The organism is Bacillus sp. FSL P4-0248, assembly GCF_038593305.1.
GTDB classification, from domain to species: Bacteria; Bacillota; Bacilli; order Bacillales; family Bacillaceae; genus Bacillus; species Bacillus safensis.
In genome coordinates, this window is record NZ_CP151983.1 from 3,201,942 (window position 1) to 3,221,020 (window position 19,079).

General features: G+C 39.6%; 13 protein-coding genes. 3 read left to right on the top strand and 10 right to left on the bottom strand.

Annotation, left to right across the window (positions count from 1 at the left end):
- Positions 1 to 8: 8 nt before the first annotated feature.
- Complete coding sequence (tagH, locus tag NST65_RS16540; protein WP_111926828.1) at positions 9 to 1,610, bottom strand: teichoic acids export ABC transporter ATP-binding subunit TagH; 1,602 nt, start codon at positions 1,608 to 1,610, stop codon at positions 9 to 11.
- Positions 1,611 to 1,629: 19 nt separating this feature from the next.
- Positions 1,630 to 2,457: an ABC transporter permease gene (locus tag NST65_RS16545; protein ID WP_034281130.1), complete on the bottom strand. Its 828-nt coding sequence runs from the start codon at positions 2,455 to 2,457 to the stop codon at positions 1,630 to 1,632.
- Between the two features lie 292 nt (positions 2,458 to 2,749).
- Between NST65_RS16545 and NST65_RS16550 the strand changes: the two genes are divergently transcribed.
- A complete protein-coding gene (locus NST65_RS16550) occupies positions 2,750 to 5,287 on the top strand; it encodes a glycosyltransferase (RefSeq protein WP_034281132.1) in 2,538 nt (845 codons plus the stop codon).
- Positions 5,288 to 5,396: 109 nt separating this feature from the next.
- Here the strand turns inward: NST65_RS16550 and NST65_RS16555 are convergent, their stop codons facing one another.
- The 3 genes from NST65_RS16555 to tagD all read right to left on the bottom strand — a co-directional run bounded on the left by NST65_RS16555 (position 5,397) and on the right by tagD (position 9,673).
- Positions 5,397 to 7,673, bottom strand: a complete 2,277-nt coding sequence (locus NST65_RS16555; RefSeq protein ID WP_111926830.1) for a CDP-glycerol glycerophosphotransferase family protein — start codon at positions 7,671 to 7,673, stop codon at positions 5,397 to 5,399.
- A 48-nt stretch (positions 7,674 to 7,721) separates the two neighbouring features.
- Positions 7,722 to 9,188, bottom strand: a complete 1,467-nt coding sequence (locus NST65_RS16560; protein WP_111926832.1) for an alpha-glucosyltransferase N-terminal domain-containing protein — start codon at positions 9,186 to 9,188, stop codon at positions 7,722 to 7,724.
- 95 nt (positions 9,189 to 9,283) lie between these two features.
- Positions 9,284 to 9,673 (bottom strand): glycerol-3-phosphate cytidylyltransferase, encoded by a 390-nt coding sequence (tagD, locus tag NST65_RS16565; RefSeq protein ID WP_034281137.1) that lies wholly within the window; start codon positions 9,671 to 9,673, stop codon positions 9,284 to 9,286.
- A 365-nt stretch (positions 9,674 to 10,038) separates the two neighbouring features.
- On the opposite strand from tagD, the gene NST65_RS16570 reads away from it, so the two are divergent.
- Together NST65_RS16570 and NST65_RS16575 are read left to right on the top strand one after the other, a co-directional pair.
- On the top strand, positions 10,039 to 10,809 hold the full coding sequence (locus NST65_RS16570) for a WecB/TagA/CpsF family glycosyltransferase (protein ID WP_111926834.1): 771 nt from the start codon (positions 10,039 to 10,041) through the stop codon (positions 10,807 to 10,809).
- Positions 10,810 to 10,820: 11 nt separating this feature from the next.
- A complete protein-coding gene (locus NST65_RS16575; RefSeq protein ID WP_081338885.1) occupies positions 10,821 to 12,011 on the top strand; it encodes a CDP-glycerol glycerophosphotransferase family protein in 1,191 nt (396 codons plus the stop codon).
- 17 nt (positions 12,012 to 12,028) lie between these two features.
- Here the strand turns inward: NST65_RS16575 and NST65_RS16580 are convergent, their stop codons facing one another.
- The 5 genes from NST65_RS16580 to NST65_RS16600 form a co-directional block, all read right to left on the bottom strand.
- Entirely contained in the window at positions 12,029 to 14,659 is a 2,631-nt protein-coding gene (locus NST65_RS16580) for an N-acetylglucosaminidase (protein WP_111926836.1), read from the bottom strand.
- A 124-nt stretch (positions 14,660 to 14,783) separates the two neighbouring features.
- A complete protein-coding gene (manA, locus tag NST65_RS16585; protein ID WP_024426280.1) occupies positions 14,784 to 15,734 on the bottom strand; it encodes a mannose-6-phosphate isomerase, class I in 951 nt (316 codons plus the stop codon).
- A gap of 147 nt (positions 15,735 to 15,881) precedes the next feature.
- On the bottom strand, positions 15,882 to 16,703 hold the full coding sequence (locus NST65_RS16590) for a carbohydrate ABC transporter permease (protein ID WP_065214843.1): 822 nt from the start codon (positions 16,701 to 16,703) through the stop codon (positions 15,882 to 15,884).
- Positions 16,700 to 17,671, bottom strand: coding sequence for a sugar ABC transporter permease (locus NST65_RS16595; protein WP_065214844.1), 972 nt, complete (start codon positions 17,669 to 17,671; stop codon positions 16,700 to 16,702). Before NST65_RS16595 ends, NST65_RS16590 begins: the two co-directional genes overlap by 4 nt.
- Before the next feature lie 56 nt (positions 17,672 to 17,727).
- Entirely contained in the window at positions 17,728 to 18,993 is a 1,266-nt protein-coding gene (locus tag NST65_RS16600; RefSeq protein ID WP_065214845.1) for an ABC transporter substrate-binding protein, read from the bottom strand.
- Positions 18,994 to 19,079: the final 86 nt, after the last annotated feature.

Here is a 19,079-nt window from a genome sequence, read left to right on the forward strand (position 1 = left end):
CAGCTTTTTTATTTAATGACTGAAATAGTCAGTGTATGCTGTTCATTATCAATGACAAACAGGTTGTTTTCGCCCTTCACTGCGAACTTTGTTCGTTTCTCATTCATCCAGACATTTTGTTCCGTCAGCCCAAGTGTGGAAGGAGAGATTGGCATAATGCCGCGAAACATAATCGTGTTTGCCTGACCATTTTGAATGACATAGTCGGTTTTCTCTGTGGTCAATCGCTCAATCGTATCTCCTTGGTCATTTTTCACTGAACTCAGCGTCTGCATTCTCTGTTTCAGCACAGATTCTTCTTTTCCAAGGAAAGAAAGTAAATACTCATACGAACCTGCCGATGCAGGCGATACATAGGAATTAAACTGTCCTGGTCCAATGGATAATGACTTTAAATCCTCTGCATTTTGAAGCGCATCGGGTTTGACAAAATACGTTTCTGACGCTGTTTTAATTTGAACGGTTTGTTTATTTTCAGCCACAGCCTGTACTTCTTGTCCAAATGGCAAAGTGACATCGGCCTTTTTTTTCATGGCTTGGTCTTTGTAAACCTTGAGTGGATCAGCCGTGACAATCGCCTGTTGATCCACCTTTTTCATATCAGGCGATCCTTTGGTCTGCGGGTTCTTCGACTGAGGCGCTTCTGTCTTATCTGATGGGATTGCACCAAATGTCGCCAATGTACGAAGCGGGCGATCTGAAAACATCGATAAGGCTAGCAATAGCGTTAAGACCGCTAAAACTGTCACTTGAAATGCGGGTCCTAACAATGAGCGGCGGTTTCCGTTCTCTTGATAACGAGACACCTTCTCTGTCTTTTGTACGCCTTTTCTACCTTCTTTATGTTCCATTTGGTATTTTTGTTTCTCTTTCTTGGAAAGCTTGTTAAACCACTCAACAAACTCCTTATATTCCTTCACGACCTTTTTCGTATCATCAAACATACGAAGTTCACCATAATGCATCCAAGCCACCCGATCACAGATTTTTTGGATTTGGCTAATGGAGTGACTGACAAAAAAGATCGTCTTTCCTTGTTCCTTGAATTCTGTAATGCGGTCCACACATTTTTGATAGAAGGTTTGGTCTCCAACAGACAGTGCTTCATCAATAATCAGGATATCTGGATCGATATGCGCTGAAATGGCAAAGCCAAGGCGTGATTTCATTCCGCTTGAATAGCTCTTAACCGGCTGGTCAATAAAGTCACCAATATCCGCAAACTCTACGATTTTTTCATAAAGCTCGTCTATCTCTTTATTCGTCAGCCCCATCATTAAGCACTTTAAACGAATGTTGTCTTTCCCGCTTAATTGGTTGTTCAGCCCGGCAGCAATGGCAATTAACGAAGGCTGGCCGTCCATATCAATTTCGCCACTTGTCGGTGGAATGATTTTCGCTAGAAGGTTCGACATTGTCGATTTCCCAGATCCGTTAATCCCTACAAAACCAATTGTCTCGCCTTCATAGACATCAAAGGACACATCACGAACAGCAAAGAAACCTTTTTCATTTTTATTAGGTAAAAACAGCCCTTTAATCTTATCCGACTGTTTTTTATATAGGACGTATTGCTTGGATACGTTTCGAAACGAAACCTTTAGTTTCATCGTATAATCTCCTTACTTTTTAAAGAAAATCGACAAATTTATCCCTAAATTTCATATGAAGCAATGAACCGACTGTTAAAAGAAGAAGCGTGATCAGCCAAAAATAAAGTGTGTATTTGACATCATGGAAGAACCATTCTCCCTTTAATAAGCTATTTCTGAAACCATCAATAATGTAGAAAAGAGGATTCAGTCTTAATATGTCCCCAATCCACGCTTTGTCTCCAGTGAGCTTCTCTGAGATATTCCAAAAAATCGGCAGCAAAAAGAAAAGTAATCGTGTCACAGATTGTAAAAGAAATTGATAGTCTCTCACGAGTACACTAATCGTGGAATTAAACAAACTAAACGAAAACATAAACGCGATCATACAAATAAGATAGTATATATATTGCAGCCAATGCGCGTCAGGGTAGATGCCATAGGAAATCAGCACAATCAGATAGACACCCATCATAACAAAGTAGCTGAACAAGTTGGACATAATCACCACAGACGGCAGCGCACTAATCGGAAAATTCATCTTCGATACCATATTAATGCGTTTAAACACACTGTTTGATCCATCAAGAATGGTCGGACTAATGAAGAACCAAGGGATTAAACCGGCAAGCATCCAGATGATAAATGGAACCTCCATGTCTCCAATGGCAATTGGCTGCCCTCCGCGAATGCCCATACCAAAAACAAACCAGTAAGCGAGCATCTGCATTAATGGATTTAAAAACTGCCACAAAACACCCAAATAATTCATCTGATATTTTGATTTTGTTTCATAAACAGCAAGTCGCATAATCAGCGGAAGTGAGCTGATTTGCTCTCTTAATATTGTAAACAATGCGTTCATTCTAATCTTCCTTAGATATAAGTTTTTGGGATTGCCTCTTTAAAAAAATCACCGCTCATAATTGTAACAGATGTTGAGAAATATTTCACTTTTCAAATCGAATAAGTATATTAAATAGTAGGGAATTTTGATCAAAATAAACACTGGTATATTCAGCTATTCTAGGTTACTAATTACCTTATTATATCATTGCTTTATAATTGTCATTAGAATATAATTATCAGGATAATTGCATTTCCAAAATAAATATCATTTTCCTATTATATATATTACATGAAGGGGCTTAACATTAATGAGAATCAAGCAATTCAAAAAAATCGTTACAAGAAAGATTAAATTTATTTTAAATCCACTAATTGAGTTTTCCAGAGATTCACGACTTCGTATTAGAAGTAAATACACCTCCTATTTAGAGAAAAATCCGGTTAGAAGTAATTATATTCTATATGAAGCTTATCATGGCAAAAGTATTTCTGGAAATTGTTACGCAATTTTTCTAGGCTTGATGAAAGATAGTACTTTTAAAGATTTACATCATGTTTGGGTCATTAATGATTTCAATGATCCAATGATTGCAGAATTAAAGCAGAAAACTTCTAATATTTCCTTTGTTAAAGTTGATAGCAACGAATATCTAAAATATTTAGCAACTTCAAAATATTTAGTTAATGATACGTCATTTCCTTTTTACTTTATTAAAAGAGAAGAGCAAGTTTATATCAATACATGGCATGGAACTCCTTTAAAAACTTTAGGGAAGGATATTAATAAAAGATCAATGTCTGGTCATAAAAATATCCAAAGAAATTTGCTTCATTGTGATTACCTTATTAGCCCGAATACTTTTACGTATGAAAAATTACTAAAATCAAATGATGTATTTGGGATATTTGCCGGGGAAATTGCAAATATCGGTTATCCTAGAGTAGATTTAACATTAAACACTAACAGTGAAAGTGTTAAAGAAAGATTAGACTTACCTTTTAATAAAAAAATTGTACTTTATGCTCCAACATGGAGAGGAACAATAGGGGCCGAAGAGGATACTTGCTATACATTGCATAGTGAAGTGGTGAAAATTCAGCAGGCGCTTGGTGATGATTACTTAGTACTTTTAAAATCTCATTACTTTTCTTATAAATTTTTTAAACAGAGTGGTCTTGAACATCTTTGTGTTCCAAACTGGATTGATACAAATGAACTTTTATCAGCTATAGACATTTTGATTACAGATTATTCAAGTATCTTTTTCGATTTCCTACCTTTAAAAAGACCTGTCTTTTTCTATATGCCTGACTTACGTGAATATGAATCAGAAAGAGGTTTTTATTTAGATATAACAAAACTTCCAGGACCTATCTGTGAAAATATAGTTGATTTAATTGACAGCTTAGGCCAACTAAACAGTTTAAATAACTTCAATAAACAGTTTGAAAGTCAATACAAAGAGTTTTTAGATGAATACTGCTCTTATGATGACGGAAATGCTACTAATCGACTCATTGACATAATATTTAAAGGGAAAAATCAAGATGAATTAATCAAGGTTGAAAGCAATAAACAAAAATTACTTTTTTATTGTGGGGGCTTCTACAATAATGGTATAACCGTTTCAGCGACTAATTTATTTGATCAGATTGATTACAACAAATATGAAGTTGTCGTCATTGATAACTCAAATTATCATAAAGATAAATGGATGAACATACAAAAGCTTCATCCTAATGTTCATATTATTTATAGACCAGGTTTTGTTAATAGAACATTAAAAGAAACATATAAACAGAATCTAATTTTCCGCCGTGGTTTATACAATAACAAAATGTTAAAATACACTCCAGTAAACTCATACAAGAGAGAATTAAAGAGAATTATTGGTAATACGAAGTTTGATGTAGGAATAGATTTTGGAGGGTATAACAAATTTTGGACTCTTCTTTTCGCATTCGGAGATTTTAAAGTCAAAAGTATTTTCCTGCATGCCGACATGATGAAAGAGTATAACAAGAAAGTGAACCACAAATATAAACATCGTGGTAACCTAAAAGTAATTTTCTCACTGTACAAGTTCTTCGATAGAATTGTTTCAGTTGCCGAATCGACTAACATAGAAAATCACTTGAACTTAAGCCCTTATATTCCTAATGCTTTAGAGAAAATGGTTTTTGTTAATAATGTAATCTCGCCTAACAAAGTCCTTCAAATGAAAGAAAATAAAGAGATTATAGAATTTAATAATGAGAGATATTTAATTACTTATCAAAATGATAAAAACGAATCCATCGGTCTTAATCTATCTGCGATTCCACTTCCAAATAAGGAGTACATCAACTTTATTACTGTAGGAAGATTATCTCCTGAAAAAGGGCAAAAGAAATTAATTTCTGCTTTCTCACAATTACACAAGCAATACCCAAAAGCTGTATTGTATATTGTGGGTGAAGGGCCTTTAAAAAGAGAATTAAAGGATCACACAAAAAAGTTACATCTAGAACATTGCGTGTTTTTTGTTGGACAACTCGAAAATCCATTTTCTTTACTAGATGAATGTGATTGTTTTGTCTTATCTTCAGATTATGAAGGGCAAGGCTTGGTTCTCATGGAAGCAATGATTTTAAAGAAACCAATTATAGCTACCGATGTAACTGGAGTACATTCCGTCTTAGAGGGTGGATATGGATTATTAGTTGATAATAATGAAACTGCGCTATTTAATGGTATGTCTGATTTTATCCAGAATAGTATGGAACAAAAATCCTTTGATTACGAAAAGTATAATAGCGAGGCGCTAGACCTCTTCTACAAAAATGTCTGTACAAAAACTAATTAACCACTTATATATAGAATAAAATTATATGTATTAAAAAACACCTTTGGATAATGGTCAAGTATTGAACTTGATACCTTCCAAAGGTGTTTTTCCATCTATAAGAAAACAATCAAAAGCGTTGCGAATTAAAAACTACTTCAACCACCCGCTTCGATGACGCCCCGCTCTCTAAGTAACAGAATTTCTCATAAAACGGTGCAAATGATTCTGGTAGTGTAAAGTCTGGCTGTTCTGTTTCTCTCACCCAGTCAATGACACTTGCTGTCTCTTTCACAAGTGGTCCAGGTGCTTCTTGTTCAAAGTCGAAGTAGAAGCCTCTGAGCTTGTCACGATATGTTTCAATGTCTGGCACATAGAACAGCATCGGACGTTTGAGGTTTGCATAATCAAAGAACACAGATGAGTAATCTGTGATGAGCAGATCTGAAATCATATAAAGGTCTCTAATGTCTTCGTAATGAGAGAAGTCATAGGCAAAGCCTTCATAAGGCCCTAAATCAAAGTTTTCAGCAACTAGATAGTGCATACGCAGAATGATAATATACTCATCTCCGATAGCAGCTCTCATCTCATGCAGGTCAAGGTCTAAATCAAATTTGTACTGCCCTTTTTTATAAAATTGATCGTCTCTCCATGTCGGTGCATATAAGATCAATTTTTTATCGAGCGGCAGGTTCATTTTTTGTTTCAGTGCTCTCATCGTTTCTTCATTGTTTTGATTGTGAAGAAAGTCATTTCTCGGATATCCTGACTCAATCATGGTCTTTTGGAATTGGAACGCACGTGTAAAGATTTCAGTCGAGTAGGCATTTGGAGAAATGAGATAATCCCAATTCGATGCTTCTTTTGTGAAATTCTTTTTGTATTTCTTCGTGTTTGTTCCAGGCATATGCACCTCGTCCATGTCCATTGCCAGCCGTTTTAACGGCGTACCATGCCAAGTCTGCAAGTATGTTGTGTGATCTGGCTTTGGAACCCATAGCGGCAAACGGCTGTTTACGACCCAATACTCAGCTCTTGCCATCGCAAAGATCCATTTCAATGACAGACGATTGATATAGTAGATGCCTTTTTCCTTAAACGGTGCTTCATGACCCTTTTTAACGCTCCAGATCAGCGTATATTCAGGATGATGTTCTTTCATATACTCATAAATCCCACGCGGGTTACAACTAAATTGTTTTCCATTAAAGCTTTCAAAAACAACCGTTTTCTTTTTCACAGACAGCTTACTCGCCAGTTTAAAGGTCGTTTTAAACGTTCTTGTCACAAGGCGGTTACGGACTTTTTTGATTTTACTGATCTTCTTTTTGAATTTCTTCCACTTGCTTTTGACGTAATACTTGGCACGTGTTTTCATTGTGTAATCATTAATACGGATGCCAAGCGTTTGTCTTTTTTTCTTTCGGTACACTTCATATCGAATCGGTACATCGTTTCGTTTATGAATTTGAACAAGTCCTTTGAGTTTGTTCGAGCGGTCTCCAAGCACTAAAGAAGTGGTTGTTAATGTTTCCTCTGCTCCGTTTACATCACAGATAAATTCAAGATAGAAGCGATATACAAAGCGTTTGTTTAATGAATAGGTCAATTCCTCTAAAGGGACTTCTGCTAAAAATTGATAAAGCTGTGGTACATGTTGATCATCACGGTATTCGATCACTTCGTCTTTTATATGGGTGATATTGACCGGAAAACGATGTTCAATTGGTTCTTCACCATTTTTCTTCAATAGAAGCTTTGCTTCTTTGATCTCATACGGATGTTCTGCACTTAGTACACCTGCATACCCGGATAAAGATAACATACACCCTTTGTTGAGCTCGATATGATTGAATTTCACAACCTTTAGCTCACGCTTGATTTTCAAAGAAGCATTCCCTTTGTCTGTACGGTATGGAATGATACACAGCATGGCGTCTTTATTTTCTAAAAAAGTCAGCTCAGGCTTTTCTATTTCCATTTTTAAGCGGCGTTTATAGTTTGACGTTTTCTCTTCAGATTCAATATCTGTCTTGATATCCGCTTCTTTTACTTCTTCTTCCTCTTCTTCGGAATCAGAATCATAAGCCGAGTCCTCAAGCTCGTCCTCATCCTCTTCTTTGTTTGTGCTCAAATAGTCCGTGACATACAAGTTATATGTCTGGCCTTGCTCTAACGCAAGCGGCAGCGATGCTTCATTCAATACCAATTTGAATAGATTCTCTTCTTGATGAACAAGCGGAAGGTAAAGTTCTTGTTTCGAAACTCTCTCCCTCATAAACAAATAAAATTCTCTATCTGTTAATGGCATGTCATCGTTGATGCGAATCAGCATTTCTAGTTTCTCATGGTGATTTTTTAACCCTTCAACGACACTCTTCTTATGAATTCCCTCTTCAATCATTAATCGTTAATCTCCTCTGTTCAGAAATCTTACCGTTGTGTTATATCACTATTTTACTTTCCAAGAATAGTTGCCTTGTTTCGTTTGATATGACCATCCATCGATCGATGATGGTTTATTCGTAAGCAGCTCATCTTCTATTTCTAGACGCTGCAAAACCTCTTGAAGTTCTTCTGTTTTAAAACGAATGTAAAAATCCACAAATTTCGTTTGGTTGATTTCAATGTTTTTCTTTGTTTGAAAATGGCCAATTGGGAAGCTGACTTGATGGTTCTCATCGATTGTTTGAGAGATGATTTCAGCTCCATTCACTCGATCATATCCTGCGAAATCAATTTGCACATGATCCGCATGACTCATTTCATCTTTTAACTCAAGTTGAAGGTGAAGAACATGATGCTCAGAGCTTAGATCACGCAAGACCCATTTCATGCTGTCAACGATCCCTCTCAGTTCATCTTTATGCTCACGATTTTCGAGCATATGATGAATCGCCGTATTCCAAACAGTCTCTTCGTCAGAAGGAACAAGATAAAAATAGGCTTGTTCTCCCAATAGTTTTTCGACATCTTCTTTATGTTTAGTATCCCCAAAAAAGACAGCGTCCACTTGCTGCTTTCTTATTTGTTTAAATAATTCTCCATATTGAGAATTGACTTGATGCAGATCTTCTTCATAATGTGCGTGATGCACAAATGCAGCGTAATAAGTTGTTTCAGGCTGCTCGATTTTAAACAGGTGGCGGTCTTGATCACGGTCCTCTGTGATCATCAGTTTCAAACGGTCATTTTGTGATTGAATGCTGGATAGCCATAATTGTTTAATATCCGTCTTCTTTGTAAATGTGTGAATTCCTGTTTTTTTATACCAATTAATATGCCGAACTGGATTCTTTTTTGCATCACCATGGTAGATGAACTCCATATAAATACTGCCATCGTCATTGATCAATTCCTCTAAGTATAGTGCACCTGTATGGGGAACAAAGCTTTGTACTCTGCATAAAACGCCCTGCCAATTATATTCTTCCCTTTTCACCAATTGCTGCTCTTCATTATATTGTTCAATATAACAAATGGGAGAAGAAGATCGTTCATATCTCGTCACCTGAATCGTGGATTCATCTGCCAGAATCACTGCTTCATTGATTGAATGCGATGATTCACCGACAATAAATTCCGAGTAACGTCTCTTACTACCGCTTTCCGGTAGAATATAGTGTTCATACACATTCAAGATGTCAATCTCAGAAGAAAAGATCTCTTCCATGCGGTGAATACGTTCTTTCACATTTGCATCGTAATTTAAAGTTAAAATTGCAGTACGTTTATGTTGATCAGCCAAAGGCTTAATTTTTGTCTTTAAAGATTTTGTTAAGCTCTCATCCTGTTTTGGCACATCACCCATAATAAAGTAATAGTCCATATCAGGCACGTCCATTGATGCCATTGTTTCATGTTGTTCAGATTGATCCAATGTGTCTTCAACTTTTTTCTTCATCCAATTTTGAAACAAAGGAAGCTCTCCTTCATAATATTGATTGCTTACTCATTGTATTTTACATGAAAAAGTACTTCTTACCAAAAGATAAGAAGTACTTTTTTGATCTATTAAAGTCCAGCAATTTCTTCTTTAATTTGTGTTGTCGAGATACCTTCTGTTCTTTTCAAGTATACGACTTCGCAATGTTCTTTTAAAAAATCGAATTTGCCTTCCCAGTCATCTCCCATAACAAACACATCGATATCATGCTCTTGCACATCATGGACTTTTTGATCCCAGCTGTTTTCTGGAATGACTTCGTCAACATAACGAATGGTTTCAAGAATCAGCTTTCTATGTTCGTAACTGTGATAAGCTTTTTTAGATTTTTGTAAGTTAAACTCGTCTGTAGAGATGGCCACCACTAAGTAATCTCCGAGCTGCTTTGCACGTTCTAGCAGCTTAATGTGCCCCCAGTGTAATAAATCAAATGTACCGTAAGTAATAACTTTCTTCATTGCAAACATAAACTCCTTTCTTTCATCCTTATTCGTCTGCTTCAAGCAGTAATGTTATCCGTAATCTTATTATCATCGATCATTTTTCGCTCTTCGGAATTTCATTATATCACAACGCCTATGAAAGGTTAAGAAAATGTAAAGACAAACTATTTCCAATTTACTGGGCGCAGGAGGAAAAGTCCGAGGAATCAATGTTTCACAAAGGATCGTCCCGATGAAATGATGAAAATGTCATGAAATTTAAAGGTTTGTAAAGTTATTGTTAATATTTCGTGGAGCATCTGTGATAAAATGATGAGTAGGCGAAGAATGAATTTACAATGAACGTTCATAGATAACAAGTTAAAAAGGAGGTCTAAACAATGCAAACAGAAGTGGTCTCTAACCTTTCTTATGTAAACGGCGACTTAGATGGATTTATCAGCTATATGAACCAGCATCATATTTCTCAGAGAAGAGGCGCCATGATTGCGACTGTCAATCCAGAGATAGGCTATGCCGTCATGAAGGATCATGCGTACCATCAAGTCGTCTCATCTGCGGATTATGTACTGCCGGATGGCGTAGGCGTCGTATTGATGTCCCGCATGACCCAAAGTCCGCTTAAGTCAAGAATTGCCGGCTTTGATGTCTTCATGTCTATGCTTGACCTAGCAAACAAGCAGTCTAAAAGAATCTTTTTATATGGTGCAAAAAAAGAAGTGCTTGAGGCTGTGAAACAGCGAATTGATACGGAATATCCAAATGTGGTCCTCGCTGGAAGCTGTGACGGCTATCAAGCCGATAAACGTTTCGTAGCGAAGCAAATCGCGCGCTCGAAACCTGATATGGTGTTCGTTGCATTAGGTTATCCAAACCAAGAGAACTTTATTTACGAATACCGCCATTTATTCCCGCAGGCTGTTTGCATCGGTTTAGGCGGAAGCTTTGATGTATTTAGCGGAACGGTGAAGCGTGCACCACGCTGGATGATTAAGACAAATACAGAATGGCTGTACAGATTGATTGTGAATCCATGGAGATGGAAACGAATGCTCAATATTCCTAAGTACGCTTTTGCCGTATTGAAAGAAAGCAAAGGAAAAAAACGTTACTATCCTGAGCAGGTAAAGGATCAGACGAAGCAGCTGTGAGAGACTGATAAATGATGAATATACGCTCAATGATGATTTCATGTTACGCAGCTTTTATTTCTTTCATTGGATGGCTGATGAGCGGCGTGAAACCTCGTGAAAACCAGGTAACGCTGCTTGTTTCATTCCAAGAGAATGCGGCTGCTCTCATTCATACTTATCAACAACAGGCGAACATGACAATGAAGCTCACTATCCTCTATACGAAGCATGCTTCTGCGATAGAAAAGGATGGGCCTCATCTGTCATTTCGCTATTTTCATGAAAAAAATCCTCTCCATCTCATTCAATGTATATATACGATGTTTAAAAGCAAGGTTGTCGTGACGGACAATTACTTTCTCATGACGAGTGTGCTCAGAAAACGGCCTTCTACAACTTGTATTCAAGTTTGGCATGCCAATGGAGCTTTGAAAAAGTTCGGGCTTGAAGATGCTTCAAATTCTGACCGGAGTCCACGTGATATCAAACGCTTCAAACGGGTCTATGCGTCTTTCGATTACATCGTGACAGGCTCAGATCACATGCGTGAGATTTTCAAGACCTCCTTTGGGGTCAAAGATGAACGCTTTTTACCAACTGGTGTACCACTGACGGATGTGTACTATGAACAGCACCAGCCTTCCTTGAAGCTGAATGATGTTCCAAAAGGGAAAAAGATCCTGCTCTATGCACCGACCTATCGAGACTTTGCAATGGACGGTCTTGTGCTGCCTTTTTCAAAAGAGCAGCTGCAAACTGAGCTGAATGGCGATTACATTCTGCTCGTCAAGCTTCATCCTGCGGTTAAACATTTAGCGAAAGCAGAAACAGACGGTGAATGGATATTTGATGTGTCCGATCAGCCGCTCTATCCATTGCTTTGTGCTTGTGATGTCCTGGTGACAGATTATTCGTCCATTGTGTTTGAGTATGCACTGCTCGAAAAGCCTGTCTTGTTCTTCACTTATGACTTAGACACTTATCGGGAGAAACGCGGCTTAGTCGACCGGTATGAAGACATCATTCCTGGTAAGGCTTGCGTCACTCAAGACATGCTCTTGCAGGAGCTTTTGCACCTAAACGCATTAAACAATAAAGAACGAATCAAAACCTTTGCTGAGGAATGGAACCAATATTCAAAGGGACAATCAAGTCAGCAGCTCCTCTCATTCATTGAACAGCAGCTGCTCCTACACAAAAAACGTCCGGCTTCTCATTAGAAAGCACGGACGTTTTTTTATTTGTTATACACCGGGATATCGTAATACAGCGTATAGTCATCAAGCAGGTTATACAAACTATACATGCGAGTGACTTGCTTAGAAGCCCAGCCAATATCTGTTGCATATTGATGAGTCGCTGCAGCCGACCAGCGCATTTTATAAATTGTATCTTGCTTGTATGTGGCATTATTGATATAGCTGTTGCCAATGAATTTTGCTCCGCCAATAATGGCAGCCTCTGGCGTGAACCATTGCTGTTCATACGCATACTTTGCACCAAGATAATTCGGATTGCTGTCATATGCGCCAATGCCATACATGTTATAAACTTTCTTTCCATTATACATTGTACCATTCGCTAAAATGGAACTTCCGTTACCCGTTTCAAGCAACGCATGAGAAATAAGATAAATTTCGTTGATATGATACGTTTTTGCTGCTGTAATAAAGGCCTGTCCTTTACCCGCAAGAATCCCTTTTCCTGCTAAAATCTTTGAATTGACCTCTGCTGGATTGAGATTCGCAGCTTCAGAGAGTTTCAGAAATTGAAAATAAGATTGCGTGCCTTCTGCAATATTAGCTGGATCTACATATTTTTGCACCTCTGCTGCACTTGCATTTCTCCAGCCGAGGTTGATCCTGATCCAGTTCCCTTCTTTCCCAAGCTGTTTTACTTTTGCTCCTTTATTGAGCTGTGCCACAATGTTGCTTGCAGAGCTCGAATCAGGTGTAGAACGGACATTTAAGCCATCCGTATTCACTGTCGATGTTGCTTCGTCTACATATGCTGCATAGACATAGGCCGCACCATCTGTCTGTGGCGACACCTTCATTTGTTTGTTGACCATCTCATTGACAGTAAGGTTGTAGTTCGTTTGCATAACCATTGGGCCATTTTTAATTTTTACGGCTGTGGCGGTCCAGCCATATTGGCTTTTCACAAAAGCAATGGCTTCATTTACAGTTGGTAATCCTGTAAATTGCTGCGTAATGTTGATTTTGTAAGCTGGTTTCGTTGTGGTTGTATACGCAGCGGTTTCATTCCGTTTTTTGAAAAATGCCATACCTTGATCACGCAGTGCAGCGGTTGAGATGGCACCTGTTTTGATCTGATATTGAGCATAATCGGCTGCGCCTGTTTTTTGTGCAGCGGCCTTCATTTTTTGTTTCGTCAAATAGCTGAGTGCTTGATTCAGTTTTGTCTGATTCACTGTCGGCTCTGTCGTGATACGGTATTGCTTGACCGCTTCTGTCAGCGTTTTTGTACTGCTGGCAACGCCATTTTTCTTGATAATCTCTTGAGCCTGCTTCACTTTACTTTGTTCATATACAGGTGTTGTCTTGAGACTATACGTTTTGCTGACAGCCTGTCCCTTACTTGTGGTTATGCTGCTTGTCAGCTGCTGCGTTTTTAAGTAGGCGGCCCCTTTATTCACTTTCGCTTGGTCCACTGCTTGATTGACGACGAGTCGATACGTGCTGTCTGATACCTTGCCAGTTTTTTTCGTTGTCGCAGATACTTTTTTCTTTTGGAAGAAAGCCGCTGCTTTTTTGACTTGGTCATCTCCTAAAAGGTTTCCCGTCACGACTTGATATGGCTGTGTAGAAGAAATCTTTTTGGACGTGTAGCGCCATTTCTTTTTCTTGAAAAAGGCTACCGTTTTGGCGTAAGCTGTATCGTTCAGTTGATTGAGCTTCACGATATAATTTTTTGTTTTTCCCACGCGCTGCACAGTACCTGCAGCACCGGTTTGTTTCTTAATCTGAGCTGAAGCTGAAGCTGCTTGTTTGTTGTCTTTAAAATAGCCTGATTCCAAGCTGTAGACATTTTTTAAAGCACCTGTCTTTTGAATCTTCCCGCTGATCTTTGCTTCCTTTTGCAGTTGAGTAAGAAGCGTCTGTGCTTTCGACTGGTTCGCTTGTGCAGCGGATGTGACGATGTAATACGGCTTACCTGCTGTCACCGTTTGAAGCACTGCTGTTAAGCCGGATGCCTTTTGAAAGCCTTGCAGAATGGTATTCGCCTTACTTTGTCCAACAATACCGCTTGAAATCAGCTGATACACAGTGCCAGCTTTCGTTTCGGTTTGGTATGTACTGGTGACGCCTGCCTGCTTTTGCAGCTCGGTTTGAATATTTTTCACTTTCGTTTCAGAATCAATGGCTCCTGATATGACCTGATAAGAAGGTTTGCTTTGATTGATGACTTCATAGGAGCTATTGAGCCCTGATGTTTTCGTTAGTTCGAGTGAAAGCTTTTTCGCCTGACTTTCATCATTAACTGGATCAGATACGACCTTTTGTAAAGGAAGGCGGTCACCTACTGGAGACACCGTACCGCTCATGCCTACTTCTTTTTTTAATGCAGCTGCACTTGCATTCGCTGCTGCTTGCGAATCATATCCTGAAGCAGTGAGCTGATAGGTCGACGTATTTCCTGAGGTTTGATAAGTGGCTGTCCACTTTTTGTCTTTCTTCAGTGTTTCCACTGCTTTTTTCACTTCTGCTTCTGTTGTAAATACTTTTGAGGTGTTCATCGTATAAATGGATTGATCGACATAGGAGGCTGCTTGCGCTTCTTTACCCGTGTGTAATGTCATACCAAAGGCAGCTGCGAGTAACATAATCTTGATGGTTTTTTTCACGTTCCCTGTCCCTCTCTTAACTTTGCATAATAGTCTACTAATCTCTTTATCGACAAAAACAAGTACTCTTTCAAGTCATTTATGCAATAGAAAAATAGAGGACCCCCTCGAAGTCCTCTTTTCCTTATATATGCGACACAATCAGTTCACAAGATCCTTCAATTGAGAAGCTTCCTGTTTCAGCCGGCAGAATAAAATGAGCGCCCTTTGGCAGTGGATATGTGTGTCCGTCATGCTCTAAAGACCCTTCTCCATGAATCACACTGCATAGCAAAAACGGATAATCCTGCGAAAGCTCTACTTTTTGATCAATTTCCCATTTATACACAGAGAAATATTCTGCTTCGACAAATGTACGAATGGTCACTCCCCGGCGTGTTTCAACTGATTCATCTGCATACCCGTCTACATGAGGAACCGTTGTGACATCAATCGCTTGCGCAAAATGAAGTTCACGTTCATTGCCATCCTGATCTTTTCGTTCATAATCATATACGCGATAAGTTGTATCTGAGCTTTGCTGCGTTTCAAGGACAAGCGTTCCTTCGCAAAGCGCATGAATGGTACCGCTTGGCACATAATAAAAATCACCAGGCTTAATCTTCACCCGCCGCAAAAGACCTTCCCAATCTCCACTATTCATCATGGTGACAAGCTCAGTTCTTGTTCTTGCATTGTGCCCATAGATCATTTCTGCTCCTTCTTTGCAGTCAATGATATACCAGCACTCTGTTTTTCCAAGCTCGCCATTTTCATGTCTTTCCGCATAATCATCATCTGGATGTACTTGCACGGACAAGTCTTGGTTTGCATCTAAAATTTTGGTTAACAGCGGGAAGCGGTCGCCTTCTATCCCCCCGAACAATTCTCTATGATTGTCCCAGAGTTCGATCAGCGTTTTCCCTTTATATGGACCGTCTTGCACGACACTTGGCCCGTTTGGATGAGCAGAAATTGCCCAGCATTCTCCCGTTTGATCAGAAGGAATATCATAGCCAAATTGATCCCTTAAGGCTGTACCTCCCCATATTCTCTCCTTCAATTCAGGCAGTAAAAAAATTGGTGACTGCTTCATTCAGGATGACTCCTCCCTTTGCTACCCTTTGATAATCCTTACCTAGCTTGATGAAAACTAGTAAGTCTCAACTTTTATTATGACGCTATCTAAAGAGAAGTCAATCCTTTCAGTACACCGAATGAAAACGATAACACAAAAAATATTTTACCCTTTGACAGAGCCTGCGAGAAGCCCTTTGACAAAGTATTTTCCAAGAAGAATATAGACGAGCAGGGTCGGCAGCGCGGCCAATATCGCCCCTGCCATTTGGACGTTCCATTGCACAATTTGACTGCCTGATAGGTTTTGCAAGGCAACCATCACCGGCTGATGCTCCGCAGTGGTCATCGTGACTGCAAATAAGAATTCATTCCACACATTTGTGAACTGCCAAATGGCCACCACAACAAATCCTGTGATCGAAAGCGGAAGAATCATATGTCTGAAAATCCCGATAAACCCTGCGCCATCCATTTTCGCCGATTCAATCATTTCATCTGGGATGCTCACATAGAAATTTCGGAACATGAGTGTTGTGATCGGAAGCCCATATACGACATGGACAAGCACAAGCCCTGGAATTGAATTATACAATCCGACTTCACGCAAAAATTGAATGAGCGGGATCAGAATACTTTGATATGGAATAAACATCCCAAACAGCATCAGCGTAAAGACGACTTCTGATCCTTTGAAACGCCATTTTGATAATACATAGCCATTCATTGCACCTAATACAGCTGACAATAAAGTAGCAGGAATGACAAGATAAAGAGAATTCATTAAATTGGGCGCCAGCTTTTCAAACGCGATTTGATAGCTTGAAAAATCAAAAGTAGATGGCAGCGACCACATTCGCTCAAGGGTGACTTCACCTAATGGCTTCAAGCTTGTGACGAGCATGACATAAACAGGCATCAGAAAAAAGAGACTGCACAAAATCAATAAAGCATAAAGAACTGGACGGACAAACCATCTGGCTGTCATGATGAAGCCCCCTTCCGGCTCGACAGGAGATATGGCACGATAAAGACCGCAACAGAGATCAGCATGACAACCGCAATGGCGGCACCGCCTGCATAATGGTTTCCTCTAAAGGTCATTTCAAACATATACACGCCCGGAACATCCGTGACAAAGTTCGCACCCGGCCCTGTCATCGAGTAAATCAAATCGAAGATCTTTAAAGAAATGTGAGCCATGATGATGACAACACTTGCAGTAATCGGTTTTAAAAGAGGGAAAATGATTTTCCAGTAAATCTGCCACTCCGTTGCACCATCCATTCTAGCAGCCTCTCTTACTTCCTCTGGAATTCCTCGCAGACCCGCCAAATACATCGCCAGAGAGAAGCCTGTCATTTGCCAAACAGCTGCAATCACAACAGCAATCATGGCCGCAGGTACACCAAACTCAATTTTCCCCCAGACAAATCCGGTCAATATATTCGTATCCGTATACCACTTAGGCTGGATACCAAGCGTTTTCAAAAATAAATTTACCCCAGTTGACGGGTTTAAAATCCATTGCCAGACGACTCCTGTGACAACGAAGGAAAGGGCCATCGGAAAGAAGAATAAATTCCGAAAAAGAGATTCCCCCTTGATCTTCTGATCTAGTAAAATCGCAAGTGCAAGACCAGAGATAATGACAGCCCCAATAAAAAATAAAGTGAAAAAGACCGTGTTTCGAAGATCTGATTGAAAGCGGAAATCTTGAAACAGCATGACATAATTGCGAAGACCTGCGAAAGAGAAATCAGGAACAAGCGTGGTCCAGTTTGATAATGACACATATCCTGTCCAGCCGATAAAACCGTAAACAAAGATGAATAATAAAACTGCTGACGGGGCTAAAAAGAGCAGCGCCAGCAGCTGGTCTCCATTCCATTTTTTCCGCATACGTTTAACTTTGGGCACAGGTGTTTTTGTCATCGGCGATGTGTCTATGCTCATGAAACTACACTCCTTTTTAAAAAAGAGGCGGTGCCTAGCCGCCGCCTCCTTCGTCTTTATTTCATTGCATCTTTTAAAGATGAAACAAACTGACTGCTGTCTTTTTGTGTCACGAAGATATTGACGGCTTGATTCGCTTTTGTCACAAACCCTTCTTCAGCAGCTGAGCCATGAGCAAGAGACGGCGCCAGTTTTGACTCTTTAAATGCCTTCATCGCCGATTTTCCGTATTCATCATATTTTGATACATCTGCATCCACACGTGCTGGAATCGATCCTTTTAACGGATTAAACGCATCCTGTCCTTCCACAGATCCTAAAACGGATAAGAATTTCTTCACGTTTTCTGGCTGTTTCACACCCTTTGGCAGTCCAAATGTATCGGTGATCACCATAAAGCTTCCTTCCGTTCCAGGAGTCGCCGCGTATCCAAAGTCTTGATTCACCTTCAAATCAAGATCATTCACAAAGTACCCCTTCGCCCAGTCGCCCATGACATTCATTGCCGCTTCTCCTTTTGCCACGAGCTGTGAGGCATCCTGCCAGTTACGTGAACTGTGATCGTCATTGACGTATTCGAGCATACGTCCAAAGATGTCTGCCGCTTCCTTCACTTTTGCGTCATCCATTTTCATATCGCCAGCCCAAAGTTTTTGATAATCATCTGCACCTAATACACCCAGCAAAACACTTTCAAACAAATGAGTCGCTGCCCAAGGCTCCTTATCTCCAAGTGCAAGTGGTGTGATTCCTTTTTTCTTTAATGCATCTGCTGTTTTGAAAAATTCATCAAATGTCGTTGGCGGCTCTAAGCCTGCATCATCAAATACTTTCTTGTTATACCAAAGCACATTGCCCCTGTGAATGTTCACTGGCACGGAATAGATTTTCCCATCTTTGCTGACAAGATCAATCAGTGATTTTGGAAATTTGTCTTTCCAGCCTTCTTTTTCATATAAATCATCCAGCGGCTCCATTTTGCCTGCCGCGACCCAGCTCTCATTCAGCTCCGCCCCGCCATGCACTTGAAACGTAGCAGGCGGATCATTTCCCTGCATCCGGCTAGTCAGGACAGCCTTTGCATTTGTACCAGCACCACCTGCGACGGCTGCATTTTCAATTGGAATGTCTTTATTCTCCTCTTCAAACAATTGAATGAGTGCCTTCAGCCCGTCTTCCTCACCTGCTCCTGTCCACCAAGAGAAAATTTCGAGCTTTTCCGCTCCGCCTTCTTTTTTTGCCTCTGAATTCGTCGATGAGCTGCAGGCAGTGACGATAAGCATACAGAGTGCCAGCAGTGTAAAGCCTAATTTGAACTTCATAATTGATCCCCCTATCCCCATTTTGTAAGCGTTATCAAAATAAGTATAATGGCAGATCCTTGCTTTTTTTCAGGCAAACTTCTTCA